General features: G+C 66.8%; 19 protein-coding genes. 9 read left to right on the top strand and 10 right to left on the bottom strand.

Features of this window, described 5'->3' with window-relative positions:
• On the top strand, positions 1 to 1,167 hold the full coding sequence (locus tag ABDC78_RS10020) for an AAA family ATPase (protein ID WP_347133423.1): 1,167 nt from the start codon (positions 1 to 3) through the stop codon (positions 1,165 to 1,167).
• A 4-nt stretch (positions 1,168 to 1,171) separates the two neighbouring features.
• Here ABDC78_RS10020 and ABDC78_RS10015 read toward each other — a convergent pair whose 3' ends face one another.
• Positions 1,172 to 2,056 (bottom strand): SDR family oxidoreductase, encoded by an 885-nt coding sequence (locus ABDC78_RS10015; RefSeq protein WP_178362077.1) that lies wholly within the window; start codon positions 2,054 to 2,056, stop codon positions 1,172 to 1,174.
• A 58-nt stretch (positions 2,057 to 2,114) separates the two neighbouring features.
• A complete protein-coding gene (locus ABDC78_RS10010; RefSeq protein ID WP_178362076.1) occupies positions 2,115 to 2,744 on the bottom strand; it encodes a TetR/AcrR family transcriptional regulator in 630 nt (209 codons plus the stop codon).
• A gap of 117 nt (positions 2,745 to 2,861) precedes the next feature.
• On the opposite strand from ABDC78_RS10010, the gene ABDC78_RS10005 reads away from it, so the two are divergent.
• Genes ABDC78_RS10005 through ABDC78_RS09995 form a run of 3 tightly spaced genes read left to right on the top strand, consistent with a single transcriptional unit; the run spans position 2,862 to position 4,743 of the window.
• Entirely contained in the window at positions 2,862 to 4,343 is a 1,482-nt protein-coding gene (locus ABDC78_RS10005; RefSeq protein WP_178362075.1) for a cytochrome P450, read from the top strand.
• On the top strand, positions 4,340 to 4,546 hold the full coding sequence (locus ABDC78_RS10000) for a DUF4267 domain-containing protein (RefSeq protein ID WP_178362074.1): 207 nt from the start codon (positions 4,340 to 4,342) through the stop codon (positions 4,544 to 4,546). Before ABDC78_RS10005 ends, ABDC78_RS10000 begins: the two co-directional genes overlap by 4 nt.
• Positions 4,543 to 4,743 (top strand): hypothetical protein, encoded by a 201-nt coding sequence (locus ABDC78_RS09995; RefSeq protein ID WP_178362073.1) that lies wholly within the window; start codon positions 4,543 to 4,545, stop codon positions 4,741 to 4,743. Before ABDC78_RS10000 ends, ABDC78_RS09995 begins: the two co-directional genes overlap by 4 nt.
• On the opposite strand, the gene ABDC78_RS09990 is transcribed toward ABDC78_RS09995, so the two are convergent.
• Entirely contained in the window at positions 4,740 to 5,240 is a 501-nt protein-coding gene (locus ABDC78_RS09990) for a homocitrate synthase (protein WP_178362072.1), read from the bottom strand. The two genes, ABDC78_RS09995 and ABDC78_RS09990, sit on opposite strands and share 4 nt — an antisense overlap.
• Before the next feature lie 198 nt (positions 5,241 to 5,438).
• Between ABDC78_RS09990 and ABDC78_RS09985 the strand changes: the two genes are divergently transcribed.
• The gene (locus tag ABDC78_RS09985; protein ID WP_178362071.1) at positions 5,439 to 6,203 is read left to right on the top strand and encodes a sulfite exporter TauE/SafE family protein; all 765 of its coding nucleotides are present in this window, start codon (positions 5,439 to 5,441) and stop codon (positions 6,201 to 6,203) included.
• Positions 6,204 to 6,222: 19 nt separating this feature from the next.
• On the opposite strand, the gene fdhA is transcribed toward ABDC78_RS09985, so the two are convergent.
• Positions 6,223 to 7,440, bottom strand: a complete 1,218-nt coding sequence (fdhA, locus tag ABDC78_RS09980; RefSeq protein WP_178362070.1) for a formaldehyde dehydrogenase, glutathione-independent — start codon at positions 7,438 to 7,440, stop codon at positions 6,223 to 6,225.
• A gap of 233 nt (positions 7,441 to 7,673) precedes the next feature.
• Between fdhA and ABDC78_RS09975 the strand changes: the two genes are divergently transcribed.
• Positions 7,674 to 8,663 carry an IS481 family transposase gene (locus ABDC78_RS09975; protein ID WP_178362069.1) on the top strand — a complete coding sequence of 330 codons (990 nt, stop codon included), beginning with the start codon at positions 7,674 to 7,676 and terminating at the stop codon, positions 8,661 to 8,663.
• 2 nt (positions 8,664 to 8,665) lie between these two features.
• On the opposite strand, the gene ABDC78_RS09970 is transcribed toward ABDC78_RS09975, so the two are convergent.
• The 5 genes from ABDC78_RS09970 to ABDC78_RS09950 all read right to left on the bottom strand — a co-directional run bounded on the left by ABDC78_RS09970 (position 8,666) and on the right by ABDC78_RS09950 (position 14,799).
• On the bottom strand, positions 8,666 to 9,646 hold the full coding sequence (locus ABDC78_RS09970) for an aldo/keto reductase (RefSeq protein ID WP_347133421.1): 981 nt from the start codon (positions 9,644 to 9,646) through the stop codon (positions 8,666 to 8,668).
• A 63-nt stretch (positions 9,647 to 9,709) separates the two neighbouring features.
• Positions 9,710 to 10,762, bottom strand: a complete 1,053-nt coding sequence (locus ABDC78_RS09965) for a phosphotransferase family protein (protein ID WP_178362068.1) — start codon at positions 10,760 to 10,762, stop codon at positions 9,710 to 9,712.
• 40 nt (positions 10,763 to 10,802) lie between these two features.
• Positions 10,803 to 12,173 carry a neutral zinc metallopeptidase gene (locus tag ABDC78_RS09960; protein WP_178362067.1) on the bottom strand — a complete coding sequence of 457 codons (1,371 nt, stop codon included), beginning with the start codon at positions 12,171 to 12,173 and terminating at the stop codon, positions 10,803 to 10,805.
• A gap of 58 nt (positions 12,174 to 12,231) precedes the next feature.
• Positions 12,232 to 13,965, bottom strand: coding sequence for a ubiquinone-dependent pyruvate dehydrogenase (poxB, locus tag ABDC78_RS09955; RefSeq protein WP_178362066.1), 1,734 nt, complete (start codon positions 13,963 to 13,965; stop codon positions 12,232 to 12,234).
• 66 nt (positions 13,966 to 14,031) lie between these two features.
• Positions 14,032 to 14,799, bottom strand: coding sequence for an SDR family NAD(P)-dependent oxidoreductase (locus tag ABDC78_RS09950; protein ID WP_178362065.1), 768 nt, complete (start codon positions 14,797 to 14,799; stop codon positions 14,032 to 14,034).
• Positions 14,800 to 14,907: 108 nt separating this feature from the next.
• Here ABDC78_RS09950 and ABDC78_RS09945 point away from each other — a divergent pair, with 108 nt between their 5' ends.
• The 3 genes from ABDC78_RS09945 to ABDC78_RS09935 all read left to right on the top strand — a co-directional run bounded on the left by ABDC78_RS09945 (position 14,908) and on the right by ABDC78_RS09935 (position 19,498).
• Complete coding sequence (locus ABDC78_RS09945) at positions 14,908 to 16,458, top strand: molybdopterin-dependent oxidoreductase (RefSeq protein ID WP_178362064.1); 1,551 nt, start codon at positions 14,908 to 14,910, stop codon at positions 16,456 to 16,458.
• A gap of 112 nt (positions 16,459 to 16,570) precedes the next feature.
• Positions 16,571 to 18,118 (top strand): ATP-dependent DNA ligase, encoded by a 1,548-nt coding sequence (locus tag ABDC78_RS09940; RefSeq protein WP_178362063.1) that lies wholly within the window; start codon positions 16,571 to 16,573, stop codon positions 18,116 to 18,118.
• A gap of 84 nt (positions 18,119 to 18,202) precedes the next feature.
• Positions 18,203 to 19,498: an amidohydrolase family protein gene (locus tag ABDC78_RS09935; protein WP_178362062.1), complete on the top strand. Its 1,296-nt coding sequence runs from the start codon at positions 18,203 to 18,205 to the stop codon at positions 19,496 to 19,498.
• Here the strand turns inward: ABDC78_RS09935 and ABDC78_RS09930 are convergent.
• Entirely contained in the window at positions 19,495 to 20,733 is a 1,239-nt protein-coding gene (locus ABDC78_RS09930; RefSeq protein WP_178362061.1) for a cytochrome P450, read from the bottom strand. The two genes, ABDC78_RS09935 and ABDC78_RS09930, sit on opposite strands and share 4 nt — an antisense overlap.
• Positions 20,734 to 20,738 lie beyond the last annotated feature (5 nt).

Here is a 20,738-nt window from a genome sequence, read left to right as displayed (position 1 = left end):
GTGCTCCAGACAGTCGCGATCCGCGGTTACCGCTCGCTTCGCGAACTGGTGCTGCCGCTGCGCCGTCTCACCGTCGTGACCGGTGCCAACGGCACCGGCAAGTCGTCGCTCTACCGTGCGCTGCGACTGTTGGCCGACTGCGGCCGTGGCGAGGTGATCGCATCCTTCGCCCGCGAAGGAGGGGTCGAGTCGGCGCTGTGGGCCGGCCCCGAGAACCTCGCAGGCGCCCGCCGCACCGGGGCCGCTCAGGGCGGGCGGCGAACCCGCCCTGTCTCGATCGAACTCGGCTACGCCGCAGACGATTTCGGTTATCTGATCGACCTGGGGCTGCCACAGGCAAGGAAAACCGCATTCGCGCGCGACCCGGAAGTCAAACGCGAACTGGTCTTCGCCGGACCGGTCGCCCGCACCGGCACCACCCTGGTGCGCCGGGTACGTGGTTACGTCGAGGTGGCCGCCGACGCCGGACGCGGATTCGACGAGCTCAGCCGCAACCTGCCGGCGCACCGCAGTGTGCTGTCCGACTGGGCCGGCGCGGCACCGGAGCTGGTGATGGTGCGGGAACGTCTGCGGGACTGGAGATTCTACGACGGCTTTCGGGCCGACGGCGGTGCTCCGTCGCGCCGGCCGCAGGTGGGCACGAGGACCCCTGTGCTGGCCGACGACGGTGCCGACCTCGCCGCAGCGGTCCAGACGATCCTCGAGACCGGCACCGACGACCTCGCCCGTGCGGTGGCCGACGCGTTCGACGGCGCCACCGTCTCGGTGTCCGTCACCGACGGGTTGTTCGATCTGCAGTTGCACCAACGGGGCATGCTTCGTCCGCTGCGCAGCGCCGAGATCTCCGATGGCACATTGCGTTTCCTGCTGTGGGCGGCGGCTCTGCTGAGCCCACAACCGCCGTCACTGATGGTGCTCAACGAGCCGGAGACGTCCCTGCACCCTGATCTCGTCCGCCCGCTGGCTGCACTGGTCGGACAGGTCGCGACACGAACCCAGGTCGTGGTCGTCACGCATTCCCCCACGTTGCGCCAGTGCCTCGGCGCCGCACCGCTGGGCAGCGACGAGGACACGTGGGAGATCGAGCTCTTCAAGGACTGGGGCGAGACCAAGGTGACCGACCAGGGCCTGCTCACCACCCCGCCGTGGGACTGGGGACAGCGCTGAACCCTCAGCGCCGCTTCTGTTTTGGCCGCAACGCGCGGGTGAACAGCACGTTCACCTGTTTCATCGACATGCTGTAGGGCAGCCACATGGTGCGTTTGAACAGATACAGCGCACGGATGTCCTGCGACGTGTAGATCAGGTACCGGTTCTTCGTGATGCCCCGAAGAATCTTCTCCGCGGCGAACTCCGGGGACACCGCGTGGCCGGCGAACCGGTTCGTCCACTTGCGCACGTTCGGATCGTCGCGGTCCACGCCGGCGATGTGGACGGTGTCCACCAGAGGCGTCTTGACCGCGCCGGGCACCACCACCGACACCCCGATGCGGTGCCGGGCCAGGTCGAAGCGCAGCACTTCGGACAGACCCCGCAGTCCGTACTTGCTCGCGCTGTAGGCCGCATGCCAGGGCAACGCGACGATCCCGGCCGCCGACGAGACGTTGACCAGGTGTCCGCCGCGCCGGGCCGCCATCATCGGCGGCACGAAGGCTTCGATGACGTGGATGGGCCCCATCAGGTTGATGTCGATCAGCGACTTCCAGTCCTGATGGGTGAGCTTGTCCACGGTGCCCCACGCCGAGATACCGGCGATGTTCATCACCACATCCATCGGCGGATGGTCGGCATGGATGTCGGCGGCGAATCCGGCAACGGCATCGTGATCGGAAACGTCGAGGGCTCGATGCTCGGCGACCACACCGCCCAGCGCCCTGGCGTCCGCGACGGTCAACTCGAGTCCGTCGGCGTCCCGATCGGTCAGGAACAGCTCGGCTCCATCGGCGGCCAGCTTCAGCGCGGTGGCACGGCCGATACCGCTGGCGGCGCCGGTGAGCAGGCACCGCTTACCGCGAAATCCGTTCTTGAAACCGATGTTCGATCCGAGCTGTGCCATGCCGGTGACACTACCGGCGCCCCTCGCGCGCCCCCGACGCCACGACCCGCGTGGGCGGTCAGTGCGTGTCGGTGCCGCCCCACAGACCAGTCAGCCACAACCGCTCGACGATCTCGATCGCGCCGGCGGGATCCTGACGCCGGCCCACGAATGCGCTGTCGTGCGCGAGCGTCATCGAGGTCACCGCGGTCAGAGTGCGCACCAGCGCAGTGGTGTCCTCCGATATCGGTCGTGCCCCCGAGTCCTGCTTGACCAGCCCGACGATCTTGTCGATCACGGTGTCCTGGAAGTCGTCCATGATCTCGCGGATCTGGGCGTCGGTGTTCCTGGCCAGGTTGCACGCCCCCATGATCGGGTCGTGGGACGAGAAGACGATGTTGGCGTAGCCGACCATGCGTTTCGCAAAGTCCGACGGCGTCTCGTCCGGCTCACGCGGCGCGAAGTCGTGGGTGAGCTTGTCGAGTTCGGCCATGGCTTCGGCGACGATCACCGCCAGGACTGCGTACTTGGAGTCGAAGTAGAAGTAGAAGCCGGATCGGGCGACGCCGGCGCGCTCGCTGATGGTGCTGACCGACAGGTCGGCGAACGAGCGCTCCTGCAGCAGGTCGCGCACCGCGGCCAGGATCGCGTCGCGTTGCCGGTCGCCGCGGCTGCGGCTTTTCTCCGGCGGAGAAGGTTCGGCGCTCATGGCAGTAGACCTTTGCACCGCGACTCGCTGCAATCAAAACTTGACATGCGTCAAGTCGTCCCAGCAGGATGGTGCGGAGGTGACATCCACCACAGCTTGTTCTTTCAGGAGCGTTTGATGGCGACGATCAGCACCCCCAGGTACCTACGTGACCAGGCCAAACGGCGGCTCACCCCATCGATCACCAACTTCCCCGGCCTGGGCGCGGTAGAACGCAAGCTGCTGCGTACCGATTTCCCGCAGAAACCGATGGCGATGCCCCCGGCGGGCAGCGACCTCAAGCCCGTCATGGGGGATGCCGGGCTTCCGATCGTCGGCCACATGGTGGAGATGTTCCGTGGGGGGCCGGACTACTCGCTGCACGTCTACCGCAAGCACGGGCCGCTGTTCTACGTCGACTCCCCCGCGCTGCCGTCGGTTGCCGCGCTCGGACCCGACGCCGCCCAGGCCATCTACTCCAACCGAAACAAGGACTTCTCGCAGCAGGGCTGGGTGCCGGTCATCGGGCCGTTCTTCCACCGCGGACTGATGCTGCTGGACTTCGAGGAACACATGTTCCACCGCCGGATCATGCAGGAGGCGTTCGTCCGGACCAGGCTCGTCGGCTACACCGAGCAGGTCGACAAGGTGGTCTCCCAGGTCATCGCCAAGGACTGGGTGGCCGATGACGCGCGGTTCCTGATGTATCCGGCGATGAAGGAGTTGACCCTCGACATCGCGTCGATGGTGTTCATGGGCCACGAGCCCGGCTCCGACCACGAACTGGTCACGAAGGTGAACAACGCATTCACCACCACCACCCGTGCAGGCAACGCCATAATCCGCACTCCCGTCCCACCGTTCACCTGGTGGCGCGGCATGCAGGCCCGCAAGCTGCTGGAGAACTACTTCGAGGCCCGCGTCAAAGAGCGCCGGGGCAAGGACGGATCCGACCTGCTGACCGTGCTGTGTCAGACCGCGGACGAAGACGGCAACAAGTTCTCCGATCAGGACATCGTCAATCACATGATCTTCCTGATGATGGCCGCCCACGACACGTCGACCTCGACGGCCACCACGATGATCTACCAATTGGCCCGCCATCCCGAGTGGCAGGAGCGCTGCCGCGAAGAATCCGACCGCCTCGGCGACGGTCCGGTGGACATCGAGTCGCTGGAGAAGCTGGAATCCCTGGACCTGGTGATGAACGAGTCCATCCGGCTGGTGACTCCGGTGCAGTGGGCGATGCGCCAGACTGTGCGCGACACCGAGCTGCTGGGTTACTACCTACCCAAGGGCACCAACGTCATCGCCTACCCGGGAATGAACCACCGGCTCGAGGAGCTCTACCCCGAGCCGATGAAGTTCGACCCGATGCGCTTCGCCGAGCCGCGCAACGAGCACAAGAAGCACCGCTATGCCTTCAGCCCGTTCGGCGGCGGCGCGCACAAGTGCATCGGTATGACGTTCGGTCAGCTCGAGGTCAAGACGATCCTGCACCGGCTACTGCGCAAATACCGGCTCGAACTCCCGCGGCCCGGCTACACGACGGAATGGGATTACGGCGGCATGCCGGTACCCAAGGACGGCATGCCGATCGTGCTGCGCCCACTGCGGTGAGCCGGGTCGCCGAGCGTGGCGCCCGCGCCGCGCGCACGGGTGTGCTGTCGCTGGCGGCCATGCGCATCGCGATCGGCGCCCTGGCCTGGGCCAGGCCCGAGGTGGCGGCGACGCTGTTCGGCCTTACCCGCCCCGATGCGCAATCGCGTTATCTGTGGCGCCTGTTCGGCGTGCGCGACATGCTCATCGGACTCGGGACGTGACGTCGACCGGCCGACGCCGCAGGACATGGGCCGGCGTCGGCCTGGCCTGCGACGTCGCGGACGGCGCTGCGGGCGCACTGGGCCGACATGACGTGCCCCGCAACACAGCGGCGGCGATGGTCGGGGTGCCCGCGGCCGCGGTCGTTTTCGGCGCGTGGGCGTTGACCAGGACGGAACCCGGCAGCGAAACCGGTTAACCCGCTTCGGCCAGCAGTCGGTTGGCGCAGGCGATGACCGCGCGCAGCGACGACTCGACGGGATCGTGGGACCACCCCATCGCCCACTCGGTCCTGCCGCGGCCACTGCCGCAGACGAACGTCGCGGTGTTGTCACCGGCGGGCACCTGATGGAAGGCAGTCATCTCGACGGCAACCCCGCGCGCGTGCAGCATCTCGGTCAGTGCGGCGACGGGCCCGCACGCCGCGGCGCGCGAGGTGCCGATCCGGTCGCCGAGTGCCAGTGTCGCCTCGTAGTTGCGGGCCTGCGGGCCCAGCCGCCCGGACGGCCGGTCGGCATCGGTACAGGACCACTGCCCCAACCGCAGCGGACCGCTGGCCGGTGCGTAGTCGTCAACGAACTGGTCGAAAGGTTTCATGTCGGCCTCCTCACGCAGAGCACGCGGTATCGGACCGTCCACGTGCGCCGCGAAGCACTGCGGCGTCGCGAGGTATCCAGTGGCGAATCGAGCGTTCATGTGCCGGCCTTCTGACTTCGGAGAAATCGACCGACGGAGTAGCGACGACCCACAGCGAGGGGTCGGTCAGGATCAGACCCCGCTGCGGGTTGCTACTACGAGTCGCCTCGGCACGTCGGCGATGTTAGACCTGTTGGTTCGCGGCGCGCAACCGAGTTGGGCATCGGACACAAATTGGACGTCGTACACAATGTGCCGGTGTCCTGGTCGCATGCAGTGCTGCTCTTCGCGGCCGGAATCCTCGGTGGACTGACCGGCAGCATCGCCGGTCTGGCATCGGTGGCGACCTATCCTGCACTGCTGCTCGTCGGCCTGCCGCCGGTGACGGCGAACGTCACCAACACAGTGGCGTTGGTGTTCAACGGGATCGGCTCGATCTGGGGTTCGCGGCCCGAACTTCACGGTCAGGGGGAATGGCTCAAACGGATCATGCCTTTCGCCGCCCTGGGCGGCATCGCCGGCGCAGTGCTCCTCCTGTCGACCCCGTCAGAGGGTTTCGAGCGCATCGTGCCGTTCCTGCTCGGCTTCGCCGCGCTCGCAATCCTGATACCGGTGAGACCCAAGCGTGAAGCGCGGGTAGCCAGCCACCAACGTCACACCACGTTGCTGATCCTCGAGGGTGCCGCGATCTTCGCGATCTGCATCTACGGCGGATACTTCGGTGCTGCCGCGGGAGTGCTGCTGCTGGCGCTGCTGTTGCGCGCCGGCGGCGCCACCCTCGCGCGGGCCAACGCCGGCAAGAACGTCGTCCTCGGGGTCGCGAACAGCGTCGCCGCGGTGATCTTCACGGTGGCGGCGCCGGTCCAGTGGCCCGCCGTGGTGGCGCTCGGAATGGGGTGCCTGCTCGGGTCGCGACTCGGCCCCGTCGTCGTCCGTCATGCACCCGCGGGTCCACTGCGGGTAGCGATCGGCGTCGCCGGCCTCGCTCTGGCCGTCAAGCTCGGCTGGGACGCCTACCGCTGAACTGTCGGCCGATCGCGGCTCAGGCTGCGGGCACCATCCCATGCGGATCGAGGACGAACTTCTCCGCCACCCCGGAGTCGAACTCGGCGTACCCGCGAGGAGCGTCGTCCAGCGAGATGACGGTGGCGTTGACGGCGTCGGCGATGTGCGCCTTGTCGTGCAGGATGCTCATCATCAAGCCCCTGTTGTACGACAGCACCGGACACTGACCGGTGTAGAAGCTGTGGCTCTTGGCCCACCCCAGCCCCAACCGGACCTTCAGCGTGCCGTCCTTGGCGTCGGGGTCGGCGGCGCCGGGATCACCGGTGACGTAAAGACCGGGAATACCGAGACTGCCGCCGGCACGGGTGACACTCATGATCGAGTTGAGCACCGCGGCCGGCTGCTCCCCCGCGTTGTGGCCGTGCCCGCTGGCCTCGAATCCCACCGCGTCGACCGCACAATCCACCTCGTTGGTGTTCAGGATGTCGGCGATCTGGTCCTCCAGCGTCGCATCAGCGCTGATGTCGACCGTCGCGCAGCCGAACGATTCCGCCTGCTTGAGTCGGTCGGCGTTCAGATCGCCGACGATGACGACCGCGGCGCCCAACAGTTGGGCCGAGTACGCGGCGGCCAACCCGACAGGTCCGGCACCGGCGACGTACACCGTGGATCCCGTTGTCACACCGGAGGTTTTGGCGCCGTGGTATCCGGTCGGAAAGATATCCGACAGCATCGTGAGGTCGCGGATCTTTGCCAGCGCCGCGTCCCGGTCGGGGAACTTCAGGAGGTTGAAGTCCGCGAAGGGAACGAACACGTAGTCGGCCTGACCGCCGAGCCAGCCGCCCATGTCGACGTAGCCGTAGGCGGATCCGGCGCGCGCCGGGTTGACGTTCAGACAGATCCCGGTCTGCCGCTCACGGCAGTTCCGGCACCGGCCGCAGGCGATGTTGAACGGCACCGAGCAGATGTCACCGACCTCGAGAAACTGGACGTCAGAGCCTTTTTCGATGATCTCGCCGGTGATCTCGTGTCCGAGAGTCTGCCCGACAGGCGCGGTGGTGCGGCCGCGCACCATGTGTTGATCAGATCCGCAGATGTTGGTCGACACACACTTGAGGATGACGCCGTGGTCTGCTTTGCGACTCATACCCATCGCACTGGCCACTTCGGCCGGGACCTCGAGTTTGGGATAGTCGATCGATTCGACCGCCACTTCGCCTGGGCCCTTGTAGACAACGATCCGGTTGCCACTCATGATTCTCCCGCCGGACTCGCGTTGTCCGCAGCAGGATCTCCGATGCGATCGCGTGCCCTCTCACCGAGAGTAGGCAGCCCGGGTGCCGGCCAAACGTCATCGGCGAAAACCTCACCGCTGGTCTAGGTGTACCGACCACGGACGTTAGGGACGGCGTGGCGTGGTGACATGAAGAAGACCTCCGAGTGAAGTGCGAGCTGTCTAGGAACACACCACTCACTCTGGAGGTCTTCGTGGTCCACCGTAACGCCCCGCTGTCAGAAACCGGTCGCCTGCGCCTGGCTCGTTGCATTGTTGAGGACGGCTGGTCGCTGCGCCGAGCCGCCGAACGGTTCCAGGTCGCGGTCACCACCGCCCAGCGGTGGGCGCAGCGCTACCGCCAGGAGGGGCCGGCTGGGATGGCTGACCGCAGCTCACGGCCCCATCGCAGCCCCAATCAGACCCCGACGCGCACCGAACGCCGCATCATCAAAGTCCGGGTGCTGCGCCGGTGGGGCCCGGCCCGAATCGCCTATCTGCTGGGCCTCAACGTGTCCACGGTGCATCGGGTCTTACGCCGCTACCGAGTCGCGCGATTGCGATGGCTGGACCGCCCGACGGGGCGTGTCATCCGCCGAATGGAGTCCGCTGCTCCCGGCGATCTGGTGCATGTCGATGTCAAGAAACTCGGCAAGATCCCCGCCGGCGGCGGCTGGCGCAAACTGGGCCGCACGGCGGGCAACCGCAACTCCAACGCCGACAAGAGCAGCGGGGTCTTCAGCAAGTACCGCAACCCGGTGCGCGGCTATCACTTTCTGCACACCGCCCTTGATGCCCACTCCCGGCTGGCCTACTCGGAAATGCTGACAGATGAACGCAAAGAAACCGCCGCAGAGTTCTGGACCCGGGCCAACGCCTGGTTCCTAGAGAACGGCATCGCTGTGCGAAATGTGTTGACCGACAATGGCTCCTGCTACAGATCGCACGCGTTCCGTGATGCGCTCGGCGACATCAAGCATCGCAGGACCCGACCCTATCGACCGCAGACCAACGGCAAGGTGGAGCGATTTCACCGCACCCTTGCCGATGAATGGGCCTACGTGCGGCTCTACACCAGCGACGCCGAACGTTGCGCCGAGTTCCCGCTCTGGGTGCATCACTACAATCACCACCGCGGCCACACCTCACTCAAGGGTCAAGCACCCGCCAGCCGCTTACCTAACCTCTCAGGTCAGTACATCTAGGCCTAGGCCCACGGGCGTCGGGAGCGGGCGGCCCAGTATTGGACCGGATCCTCGGACAATCCGCTCAGCGCGTCGAGGATCTCCGCAGGGACAACGAGGTCGGCACCGGCGATGTGTGACTGCACCTGCGACACCGTGACCGCGCCCGAGAGCACCCGTGGCGACCAGGGTTGCGACACCGCAGCGGCAACAGCGAGCTGGTCGATGCCGACCCCCAGGTCGGTGGCCATCCGGGCCGCCTTCTGCACCCCGGCCGCCGGGTCGGTGCCGCCGGGCGCAAGCCGGCCGTTCGCGAAGACCTCCTTGACCACGACGGCGACACCCGCGGCGTGCGCCTCGGCGAGCGCCGACGCGACAGAGGTCTCCAGCAGGTTCCACGTCGACTGAACCACGGAGAACAGCGGTGTCCCGTTGATGTTCATCGCCAGCGCAGCGCGCACGACCGCCGCCTGGTGGGGGCCCGAGGTGGACAAGCCGACGGAGATCCCGCTGTCACGCAGGCCCGCGAGCGCATTCTGCAGGTCGGGGTCGCTGAGCACCGGGCTCTCCTCGGTCACCGAATGGACCTGGTAGATCCGGAGTCGGTCGCCCAGTAGTCCCCGGCTCTCGCGCCACTGTGTCGTGAACGCATCAAGGGTGTGTTCTTTGACCTCGTGCACCGGCGAGTCCAGCCGCCACCGACCGACGTAGCGGTACCCCCACTTCGACGCCACATGGACGTCGGTGACATCGGGCCTGGAGTTCAGCCAATCCGACAGGAACTCCTCGGACCGGCCGTACGAGCGTGCGGCGTCGACGTAGCGGATCCCGCCGGCGTAGGCCGCATCCAGGACTTCGGCTGTCCGGGAACGCATCTCGTCGACCGATCGGTGCTCACCGACATCCTGGTCGCGCCCGCTCGTCAGGTACGCCGGGCGCCCCAGTGCGGCCAGGCCGAGTCCGAGCCGGTCCACCCGCCGCGCAGTGTTGTCGTCGCCTGCCACACCTGAAGGATCAACCGGATCCGCGAGATTTGCAACGTGGCCATGCGAGCCCGGGCGGTTCGGTCACACGAACGGGTTGTCCCCTCTGGCCACCCGGGTGCCGAGCTCGATGAGGTTCTGCGCCGAGGCGTGCAGTCGCTCGCCGGCTTCCGAACTGGCCTGCCCGGCCAGGAAACGCGACCAGGTTCCCTCGATGACGATGGCGAGCTTGAAACATGCCATCGCGACATACCAGTCCAACCGTGCGGTGCGGCGCCCGCCCGCCGCCACGTATGCCTCGATCAGCTCGCCACGCGTCGCCAACCCGCCCAGCGCGGCGAGTTGCGCGCCGGCGTTGATCGGGTTGGGACCGTCGGGCCAGCACACCAGCATCCAGCCGAGATCGAGCAGCGGGTCCCCGACGGTGCACATCTCCCAATCGATGAACGCGGCCAGTTCCGGCGCATCGCGCCGCAGCAACACGTTGTTCAGATGGGCATCACCGTGCATGACGCCGGGCTCGGTGTCCGGCGGACGCTGCGATTCCAGCCACTGGGCGAGCGCACCGACCGACGGGAACGATTCGGGTGCGTAGTGCTCGTGGCGGTAGCTCTCGAGCAACCGCATGAACTGCGGAACCTGCCGTGCCAGAAAGGATCCCGGGCGTTTGATGTCGGCCAGCGGACTGTTCTCCCAGGACACGGTCCCCAATCGTCCGAGTCCGGCCGCATAGGACAGTCCGACCCGGTGCCGCATCCCGGCATCGCGGACATAGGTCTCGTCGGTCTCGTTGCCCGGGTTGAAGCCGTCAACGGCCTCCATCAGATAGAAGACCACACCCAGCACGTCGAGGTCCTCGCAGCCGGCGATCAGGCCCGGGTGCGGCACGGTGGTGCCGGCCAGTGTCCCCAGCACGGCGATCTCCCGGCGCATCGTGTTGTCACTCGTCGGCCGCGGGTGTGCCGGTGGCCTCCGCAACACCATCGGTCGCCCGTCGACACACAGCCGGACGACGATGTTCTGCGAGCCGCCGGTGAGGGGTTCGACGTCGCTGACCGTCGAACCGAGCCCGGTGCGGCGGACCCACGATTGCAGCGCGGCCTGCTCGGCCTCGGTCAGTGTCACGTCGACAGGCATGCCGCCATGGTGTCAGGTGCTGGCATGGAAGCGGAGCACATCAGGGCCGTAGAGAAAGACAGGGCTCCACACCGTCCATCACGCCGGCCCGGAACGCGCGCACCCGCGTGAAGCCGGCACCTTGGCGATCGACGTCGCCGTCGCCGCGGAACACCAGCAGCGCCGTGATGGCCTCGTCGAGGTCACCGGGCGAGATCCTGAAGGTGCTGGTGTCGGGTCGGTTGTAGAGAATCACACTGGCGGTGTAAGCGCCTGCGAGACAGTCACTTCGAAGCGTGGAGGTCTGCTCGTCCGATTGATCGCCCAGCCGCTCGAGGGCGGCCAGACCGTACTGTGTGGCCAGCAGCGTCGCCACAGCGTAGTCACCACCCTGCCGGTACACCTGGCGCATCGCGAACTTGTTGTCCCAACCGATGTAATCTTCCGGGACGCAGTAGAACAACGCGTAGCCCTCGGCGCTCTGTCTGCCACAACGCGGCGGGTAGTCGGGGTCGAACGGTTCCAGACCGCGCACCGGCACCCAACTCTGCCCGTCGGTGACCGCGGGGTACGCCTGGGTCCAGTAATCCTCCAGGTCGTAGGGCACGGTGTTCACCACGTAGTCGTACGGTGCGTTGCCCCGGTTGGCCGCATCCTCCTCGTCGTTGAAGGGCAACGCCAGGACCATCGGGTTGTCGTCGCGATATCCCTTGCACGCTTCGGTCCCGTTGTCGTAGCCGTCCTGGAATGCGCTGACGCGGTCGAAACCGCTGCCGTGGGCGTTGGGGTCCATCTTGCTGGTGCCCGGCGAGTCGCGCAGCTCCAGGATTCCGGCCAGCGCGCTGTCGAGTTGCGCGGCGTTGACTTCGAAGATGTTGTTGTCCTGGGCATGTCGGGACCAGGCACCGGCAAAACAGTCGGCTTGCAGCTCCTTGGTGACGGTGCGGGCGGTGAAGTCCGAACGGCCCTGGATCGCGTGTCCGAACTCATGAGCCATCACGACAGGGATGACGAAATCGCCGAACTTGTCTGCCAGTTCGGGAAGCAATCCCTCTGCGTCCCAGGCGATCACGTCTTTGGTGTAGCAGTAGTACGCGTTTCCCGCGACGTCGCCGGGATCCGTCGCGCACGGCGGCACCTCCCCCGATGACGGGTAGGCGGCGTAGTAACCCCCCTCGATCGGGGCGAACTCGTCCCCGTAGAGCTCGGGATAGTTTTCACCCCAATAGGATTCGAGGTCAGCGATGGCCTGCATCGCAATCTGGTTGACCGGATCGGACGCGTCGCCGTTGATCTGGACCCTGCTGGTATCCGGCGACGTGGCATTGCGCTCCGACGGTGAGCCGGAATCGGCGGGCACCTGCGGGCTGGATCCGCATCCAGCGAGCAAGACCGCGACGGTGGCCGACGCCGAGCACAGACTGGTTCGCATGGGCAAACTTTAGTCCCGCGGACCGCGATCGGCTCGAAAAGTGTGCAGACTGGGCAGATCAGTCCAGCAGACGCCGGGCGACGTTGGTGGTGACGAGGTCGAGCAACTCGTCGGACCGGCCCGCCAGGATGGTCCGGATCGCGTACAGCGAGAATCCCTTCGCCTGCTCGGCGGTGATCGCGGGCGGGATCGACAGTTCCTGGCGGGCGGTGACGACATCGATGACAGCCGGCCCGCTGACAGCGAATGCATCGACCAGCGCCTGCTCCAGGTCGGCGGGCCGCTCGACCCGGCGACCGAAGACTCCCATCGACTGGGCGACCGCGGCAAAGTCCGGGTTGGTCAGCTCGGTACCGAAGTTGACGATCCCGGCGGCCTTCATCTCGAGTTCGACGAAGTTCAGCGACGAGTTGTTGAACACCACGACCTTGACCGGCAGCCGGTTCTGGATCAGCGTCAGCAACTCGCCGAAGCCCATGGTCAGACCACCGTCGCCGGCCAGCGCCACCACCTGCCGGTCCGGAAACGCCGTCTGGGCTCCGATCGCGAGCGGCAGTGCGCAGGCCATGGTGCCGTGGTTGAACGATCCGATGAGCCGGCGTCTGCCGTTCATCGCCAGATACCGAGCCGCCCACACCACCGGCGAACCCACATCGGCGGTGAACACCGCGTCATCGGAGGACAGCGTGTTCACCAGTCCGGCAACGTATTCCGGACGTATCGGTGTCTTGTCGCGGTCGTTGACCGCGAGGTCGTCGAGCGTCTTTCGCGTCTTGCGGTAGTGCTTGCGCGAGCGGTCCAGGTGCGCGGTGTCGGTCTTCTGCCGCAGCATCGGCTGCAGTGCAGCCAGCGTGTCGCCGACCGTGCCGACCAGGCCGAGGTCGACCGGTGTGCGGCGGCCGAGGTGCGCGCCGCGGATATCGACCTGGATGACCTTCGCGTGGTCGGGATAGAACTGCTGATAAGGGAAGTCGGTACCCAACATCAGCAGCGTGTCGGCTTCCTTGATGGCCTTGTAGCCGGAGGCGAAACCGAGCAGACCTGTCATCCCGACGTCGTAGGGGTTGTCGTACTCGATGAACTCCTTGCCCCGCAACGCGTGTACCACCGGGGCCTGCAGCGTCGCGGCCGCCTGCACGAGCGCATCGTGGGCGCCCTCGACGCCGGCACCGCCGAGAATGGTGACGGCCCGTGCGTCGTTGAGCATCTCCGCGGCGTGCCGCAGCGATGCGTCGTCGGGGCGGATCACCGAACGGGTCGCGGTCACAGGCCGCTGCCACGCGCTGGCGTCCGCCTTCTGCAGAAAGATCTCTCCCGGGATCACGACGACGGCCACCCCGCGTTCCTCGACCGCGGCCCGCATGGCCATGTGCAGGATGCGCGGCAACATCTCGGGGGTGCTGACCATCTCGCAGTAGACACTGCACTCGCGGAACAGCTCCTGCGGGTGTGTCTCCTGGAAGTAGCCGGAGCCGATCTCACTGCGCGGGATGTGTGCCGCGAAGGCCAGCACCGGCACCCGACTGCGCTGCGCGTCGAACAGTCCGTTGATCAGGTGCAGGTTGCCCGGTCCGCAACTGCCCGCACACACCGTCAACTGTCCGGTCAGCGCGGCCTCCGCAGCGGCCGCGAACGCCGCGGTCTCCTCGTGCCGCACGTGTTCCCACGACATGCCGTCGGAGCGGCGCAGCGCATCGGTGAAGCCGTTGAGGCTGTCGCCCGGTAAGCCGTACACCCGCCGGATGCCGCTGGTTCGCAGGGTGTCGATGACGTGATCGGCAACGGTAGCCACCCGGCCAGCCTAGTGAAGCCGGCGTGATCGCCGCCGCTGACCGACGACGATCACGCCGAAACACCGCTACTTCGGCGCGAACCGCTGCCCGGCGTCCAATCGCAGGCACTGACCGTTGAGCATCGGGTTCTCGACGATCGCCACCGCGAGTTTGGCGTACTCCTCGGGCTTGCCGAGCCGCTTCGGGAACGCGGCGTCCTTGGTCAGCACCGCGGCGAACTCGTCGGGGATGCCCTCGGTCAGGCCGGTCGCGAACAGGCTGGGGGCGATCGCGAGCGCGCGGATGCCCAGGCTGCCCAGATCACGTGCCATCGTCAGGCACATGCCGGCGATCGCCGCCTTGGACGCCGTGTACGCCAACTGTCCGATCTGCCCTTCGAACGCCGCGATCGAGGCGGTGTTGATGATGACCCCGCGCTCCTCGGCGTCCTCGTCGACGGGGTCGTTCTTGCTCATGTGCCAGGCGGCCAGCCGGCTGATGTTGAACGTCCCGATGAGGTTGAGGTCGATGCTCTTGCGGAAGCTGTCCAGGCCGTGCGGGCCGTCCTTCTTCACGGTGCGCTCGGCGATCCCGCCGCCGGCCGTGGTGACGGCGATGTGCAGGCCGCCCAGTCCCTCGACCGCACTGCCCAGCACCGCCTCGGTGCCGTCGAAGTCGGTGATGTCGACCTCATGGAAGGTGCCGCCGATCCCGTCGGCCACTTCCTTGCCGTTCGACTGGGGACGGTCCAGCACCGCCACACTCGCGCCGCGCTTGGCGAGAGCCTCCGCGGTGGCCCGCCCGAATCCCGAGGCACCACCGACGACGACGGCCTTCTTGCCCTCGATCTCCATGTACTTCCTTTCGTGAACGTTGCAAGTAGAGGTAGATCTGTAAAGCAACCTAGCGGACGACATCCTTCGGTAAGGGTTTCGGGTTCGCTACGGCGGTAGTTTGGCGGAATGACCATGCTGGGCGCGAAGGCTATGGGTGGCGTCGCAGCGGCTGCGGTGTCGGTCGGCGTGGCCCAACTCGTCGCGGCCGCATTCGGGCCGCAGGCCGATGTCCGCAACGCGGTCGGATCCTCGGTGATCGAGTTGACCCCCGCGCCCGTCAAGGAATGGGCCATCGAGACGTTCGGCACCGCGGACAAGCTGGTTCTCGGGGTGCTCGTCCTGGTGGTGATCGCGGCCGTGGCGGCCATCGCCGGAATGCTCGAGGGGCCCCGCAGACCGATCGGCAGTGCCTTGATCGTGGCCGCCGGTGTCGCCGGGTGCGCTGCGGTGCTGTCCCGCGAAGGCGCGACATTCATCCACATCGTCCCGACGGTGGTGGGTGCGGCGTGCGGGGTGGCTGTCCTGCGACTGCTCGTCTCGGGAAGGTTCAGTGATACCCGGGACGCGCCGGCGGTATCCGACGACGCCGGAGCACCGGACCGTGGCCGGCGGCTGTCCCTGGTGACGCTCGGTTTCCTCGGTGTCGGTGTGGCCTCCGGTGTCGCGGGCGCGGTCATCAGCCGCCTGACGTCGTCGGTGTCGAGCGACCGCCAGGCGTTCGCGCTGCCCCGCGTCGACGTCGCCGCCGCGCCGGTGCCTGCAGCGGTGCAGCCCGAAGGTGTTGCCCTGCCGTCGTTCATCACCGACAACGCCGACTTCTACCGCATCGACACCGCACTGACCGTGCCTCAGCTCAGCCGGGCCGACTGGCAGCTGCGCATTCACGGCATGGTGGACCGTGAGGTCATCCTGCGCTTTGCCGACCTCGACCGGTTCGAGGCCGTCGAGAAAGTGGTGACACTGACATGTGTCTCCAATCCCGTTGGTGGCGACCTTATTTCGACAGCGACCTGGACCGGCTATCGGATCAGCGACATCCTGGCCGAAGCCGGTGTGCAGCCCGACGCGGACATGGTGCTGTCGATGTCGACCGACGGATGGACTGCGGGCACCCCGGTCGAGGCACTGCTCAGCGAGGACTCGTTGCTGGCGGTCGGGATGAACGGCGAACCCCTGCCCGTCGAACACGGCTATCCCGCGCGACTGGTCGTGCCCGGGTTGTACGGCTACGTCTCGGCCACCAAGTGGCTCGTCGACATCGAACTCACCCGCTTCGACCGCGCGGAGGCGTACTGGACGCGGCTCGGTTGGTCGGCCCGGGGCCCGATCAAGACCGAGTCGCGCATCGACGTCCCCCGGGCCGGGCAGGACGTGGCCATGGGTCCGGTGCGGTTAGGCGGTGTGGCGTGGGCGCAGGACCGCGGGGTACGTGATGTCGAAGTCCAGATCGACACTCCGAGTGGGCAAGGCGACTGGCAGCGAGCCGAATTGGGCGAGAGCTACTCCGACGACACCTGGCGGCTGTGGAGCTTCGACTGGGACGCGCAGGAGACCGGTTTCCACAAGATCACCGTGCGCGCCACCGACAACGACGGCTACACGCAGACCTCCGAGCGGGTCGACCCGATTCCCGACGGCGCGACGGGGTGGCACTCGATCACCTTCGCCGTGAGGTGACCACCTCCCCTGCGCCGGAATTGCGTTCCAGCAGGAACGCACTCGAACTTCTGCGGCTGGAATGCAGTTCCGGCTTATGTGACGTGTCGGCGGCCTGTGTCAGGGTGGTCAGGTGCTCCTGGTAGAGGTCGCCCGCGCGTCCGCCGACGTCGGTGCGTCCTCGGCGCGGTCGGCCAAGATCGCCCGCATTGCCGACCTACTGAAGTCGGCCGGCGCCGGCGGGGACGCCCGACTGATCACCGTCGTGGTGGCGTGGCTGTCCGGTGAGCTCCCGCAACGCCAGATCGGTGTCGGGTGGGCCGCGTTGCGCTCGCTGCCCGAGCCTGCCGACGAGCCCCACTTGGAGGTGCGTGACGTTGATGCCACGTTCAGCGAGATCGGCGCGGTGGCAGGCAAGGGATCACAGGCGCGCCGCGCTGACCTCCTGACGACGCTCTTCGCGTCGGCGACCGCGATCGAGCAGACCTTCCTGCGGCGCCTGCTCGGTGGCGAGCTTCGTCAGGGAGCGCTGATCGGAGTGATGGCCGACGCAGTGGGACGCGCCTCCGACGTTCCCGCCGCGGTGGTGCGTCGCGCGGCGATGCTCGGCGGCGAGCTGCCGGCCGTCGCCGCAGCAGCCATGACCGGCGGCGGCGCAGCTCTCGCCCAGTTCACCCTGCAGGCGGGACGACCCGTCGGGCCGATGCTGGCCCAGACGGCCTCGGACGTCGCCGACGCTCTGGGCCGCCTCGGCGGCACCGCCGTGTTCGAGGCCAAGCTCGACGGCGCGCGCGTACAGATCCACCGCACCGGGGACACCGTCGCGATCTTCACCCGTAGCCTCGACGACGTCACCGCGAGGCTGCCCGAGGTCGTCGACGCCACCCTGGCGCTGCCGGTGACCGATCTGATCGCCGACGCCGAGGCGATCGCGCTCAGACCCGATGGCCGCCCGCACCGCTTCCAGGTCACCGCGTCGCGGTTCGGCCGACGTGGCGGCACCGCCACCGGCCCGCACTCGCAGAAGCTGTCGGTGTTCTTCTTCGACGTCCTCCACGCCGATGGAGTGGACCTGCTCGATCGACCGACCGACGAACGCCTCGCCACCCTGGACACGATCGTGCCCGAACACCAGCGCGTCGATCGACTGGCGACCTCCGATGCCGCTGCCGCACAACAGTTTCTCGACGCGACGCTCGCCGCCGGGCACGAAGGTGTGATGGCCAAGTCGCCGACCGCGCCCTACGAAGCGGGCCGCCGCGGCGCGGGGTGGTTGAAGGTCAAACCCGTTCACACGCTCGACCTCGTCGTGCTCGCCGTCGAGTGGGGATCGGGCCGGCGGACCGGCAAGCTGTCGAATATCCACCTCGGTGCGCGCGATCCGCAGACCGGCGGTTTCGTCATGCTCGGTAAGACGTTCAAGGGCATGACCGACGAGATGCTGGCCTGGCAGACCCGGCGCTTCCTCGAACTGTCCACCGGCCCCACCGACGACTATGTGGTCCGCGTGCGGCCCGAGCAGGTGGTCGAGATCGCGTTCGACGGTGTGCAGACGTCGTCACGTTATCCCGGCGGCATGGCGTTGCGGTTCGCCAGGGTGCTTCGCTACCGCGACGACAAACCCGCCTCCGAGGCCGACACCGTCGACGTGGTGCGGGCGCACTACGAGCGCGGCAACTGACCAACGTCCGATCCGGCCTCCACATCAGGCCGCCGCGCTAAACTGTAATCCATACGGTAAGTAGCTACAGAACGGGACGGTCCCATGCACAAGGACGAGATGATTTTGATCAGTGTTGATGATCATGTGGTCGAGCCGCCGGATATGTTCAAGAACCATTTGTCGAAGAAGTATTTGGATGAGGCGCCGCGGTTGGTGCATAACGCCGATGGCAGTGATACGTGGCAGTTCCGGGATGTGGTGATTCCGAATGTGGCTTTGAATGCGGTGGCGGGTCGGCCCAAGGAGGAGTACGGGCTCGAGCCGCAGGGTCTCGATGAGATCCGGCCGGGGTGTTGGAAGGTCGATGAGCGGGTCAAGGACATGAATGCCGGCGGGATTTTGGGGTCGATGTGTTTTCCGTCGTTCCCGGGGTTCGCGGGCCGGTTGTTCGCCACTGAGGATCCGGAGTTCTCGTTGGCGCTTCTTCAGGCTTACAACGACTGGCATGTCGAGGAGTGGTGTGGGGCGTATCCGGGGCGGTTCATTCCGATGACGTTGCCGGTGATCTGGGATGCGCAGGCGTGCGGGAAAGAGATTCGGCGCAACGCTGCCCGGGGGGTGCACTCGTTGACGTTTTCGGAGAATCCGGCGGCGATGGGGTATCCGAGCTTTCATGACGAGTACTGGACCCCGGTGTGGGAGGCGTTGGTCGACACCGAGACGGTGATGAACGTTCATATCGGGTCCTCGGGGCGGTTGGCGATCACCGCCGCTGATGCGCCGATGGATGTGATGATCACGTTGCAGCCGATGAACATCGTGCAGGCGGCGGCGGATCTGTTGTGGTCGGCGCCGGTGAAGAAGTATCCGACGCTCAAGATCGCGCTGTCGGAGGGTGGGACGGGGTGGATTCCGTATTTCCTGGAGCGTGCGGATCGGACCTATGAGATGCATTCGACGTGGACCGGTCAGGATTTCGGCAAGCAGAAGCCTTCGGAGGTGTTCCGGGATCACTTCCTGACCTGTTTCATCTCCGATCCGGTCGGGGTGGCGCTGCGCCACGAGATCGGGATCGACAACATCTGCTGGGAAGCCGACTACCCGCATTCGGATTCGATGTGGCCCGGTGCCCCCGAGCAGCTCGAGGAGGTGTTGACCGCCAACAACGTGCCCGATGACGAGATCAACAAGATGACCTACGAAAACGCGATGCGCTGGTATCACTGGGACCCCTTCACCCACGTCCCCAAAGACCAAGCCACCGTCGGCGCCCTACGCAAAGCCTCCGAAGGCCACGACGTCACCATCCAAGCCCTCTCTCATCACAAGGAAGGCGAACGTGGCGGCGGCGCAGGACATTTCGACGCCCTCAAGGCAGCCGCGCGCGGCAACTCCTAGTCCGACAGGCGGTAGCGGATCGGCAGGTGCTTGAGGCCGCCGACGAAGATCGTGGCGGTGTGCTCAGGCGTGCCGGTCAGCTCGATGGACTTCAGCCGCGGCAGCAGCGCGGAGAAGAAACTGTTCACCTCCATGCGGGCCAACGCCGCACCGAGACAGAAGTGCACGCCGTAGCCGAATGCCACGTGCCTGTTGGGATCACGGCCGACGTCGAAGCGGAACGGGTCGGCGAACACCTCCTCGTCGCGGTTGCCCGACGGGTAGGACAGCAGCACCGAGTCCCCCGCCGCGATCGGCACCCCCCGAACCTCGTTGTCCTGCTGCGCGGTTCGCATGAACTCCTTCACCGGGGTGACCCAGCGGACCATCTCCTCGGTGGCCAGCCCCATCAAGCCCGGATCGGCCTGCAGTCGTCGCAATTGGTCGGGATGTTCGATCAGAGCCTGCAGGCCGCCGGAGATCGTCGCACTGGTGGTGTCGTGGCCGGCCGTGGCGATGATGACGTAGTAGGACACGGTGTCGACGTCGGACAGCGGCTCACCGTCGATGCGGGCATTGGCGATCGCGGAGGCCAGGTCCTCGGTCGGTTGTTCGCGCCGTGCCGCGGTGAGGGCGTTGAAGTAGCCGAACATGTCGAGCAGCACCGCGAGCTGATCCTCTTTCGAGGCGCCGGCACTGAACTCGGCGTCGTCGTTGCCGAACAGTTCCTGGGTGTATTGCAGCATCCGCGGGAAGTCCTGCTCGGGCACGCCGAGCAGCGACATGATCACGAACAGCGGGAAGTTCACCGCGACTTCCTGCACGAAGTCACATTCGGGTCCCACGGCCGCCATGTGGTCCACATAGCGGGTGGCGAGTTCGTCGACCCTGAGTTTCATGGCGCGCATGGCTTTCGGCCGGAACCAGTCGCCGCCGATGGCCCGCACCACCCGGTGCTGCGGGTCGTCCATGTGGATGAGCGTGCTGATGCCGACGCCGGCCTGCAGTGCGTCGGACTCCGCCGTCATGAGCACCGGTCGCGGCGAGTTGGTGAAGAGGTCGTTGGCACGCTCGATCGCCATGATGTCGGCGTGCTTGGTGATCGCCCAGAACGGCCGGTAGTCGGGCACCTCGACCCACGACACGGGCGCATTCGCCCGCAGATGAGTCAACGCCGCGTGCAGGTTCCGCTCGTCGGCGTAGGCCGACGGATCGGCCAGCACCCTCGCGGCCCCATCGGCGACACGAACACTCATCAGCA

The organism is Mycobacterium sp. DL (genome assembly GCF_039729195.1).
Taxonomy (GTDB): Bacteria; Actinomycetota; Actinomycetes; order Mycobacteriales; family Mycobacteriaceae; genus Mycobacterium; species Mycobacterium hippocampi_A.
The sequence above is the reverse complement of the archived record's forward strand: the minus strand, read 5'-3'. Positions and strand labels throughout refer to the sequence as shown.

Coding starts and splice junctions, on each gene's coding strand:
- ABDC78_RS10005 (WP_178362075.1), top strand. CDS start 2,862: ATGGCGACGATCAGCACCCCCAGGTACCTACGTGACCAGGCCAAACGG.
- ABDC78_RS09945 (WP_178362064.1), top strand. CDS start 14,908: ATGACCATGCTGGGCGCGAAGGCTATGGGTGGCGTCGCAGCGGCTGCG.
- ABDC78_RS10010 (WP_178362076.1), bottom strand. CDS start 2,744: ATGAGCGCCGAACCTTCTCCGCCGGAGAAAAGCCGCAGCCGCGGCGAC.
- fdhA (WP_178362070.1), bottom strand. CDS start 7,440: ATGAGTGGCAACCGGATCGTTGTCTACAAGGGCCCAGGCGAAGTGGCG.
- ABDC78_RS09930 (WP_178362061.1), bottom strand. CDS start 20,733: ATGAGTGTTCGTGTCGCCGATGGGGCCGCGAGGGTGCTGGCCGATCCG.
- ABDC78_RS09965 (WP_178362068.1), bottom strand. CDS start 10,762: ATGCCTGTCGACGTGACACTGACCGAGGCCGAGCAGGCCGCGCTGCAA.
- ABDC78_RS09935 (WP_178362062.1), top strand. CDS start 18,203: ATGCACAAGGACGAGATGATTTTGATCAGTGTTGATGATCATGTGGTC.
- ABDC78_RS09950 (WP_178362065.1), bottom strand. CDS start 14,799: ATGGAGATCGAGGGCAAGAAGGCCGTCGTCGTCGGTGGTGCCTCGGGA.
- ABDC78_RS09990 (WP_178362072.1), bottom strand. CDS start 5,240: ATGAACGCTCGATTCGCCACTGGATACCTCGCGACGCCGCAGTGCTTC.
- ABDC78_RS10015 (WP_178362077.1), bottom strand. CDS start 2,056: ATGGCACAGCTCGGATCGAACATCGGTTTCAAGAACGGATTTCGCGGT.
- ABDC78_RS09960 (WP_178362067.1), bottom strand. CDS start 12,173: ATGCGAACCAGTCTGTGCTCGGCGTCGGCCACCGTCGCGGTCTTGCTC.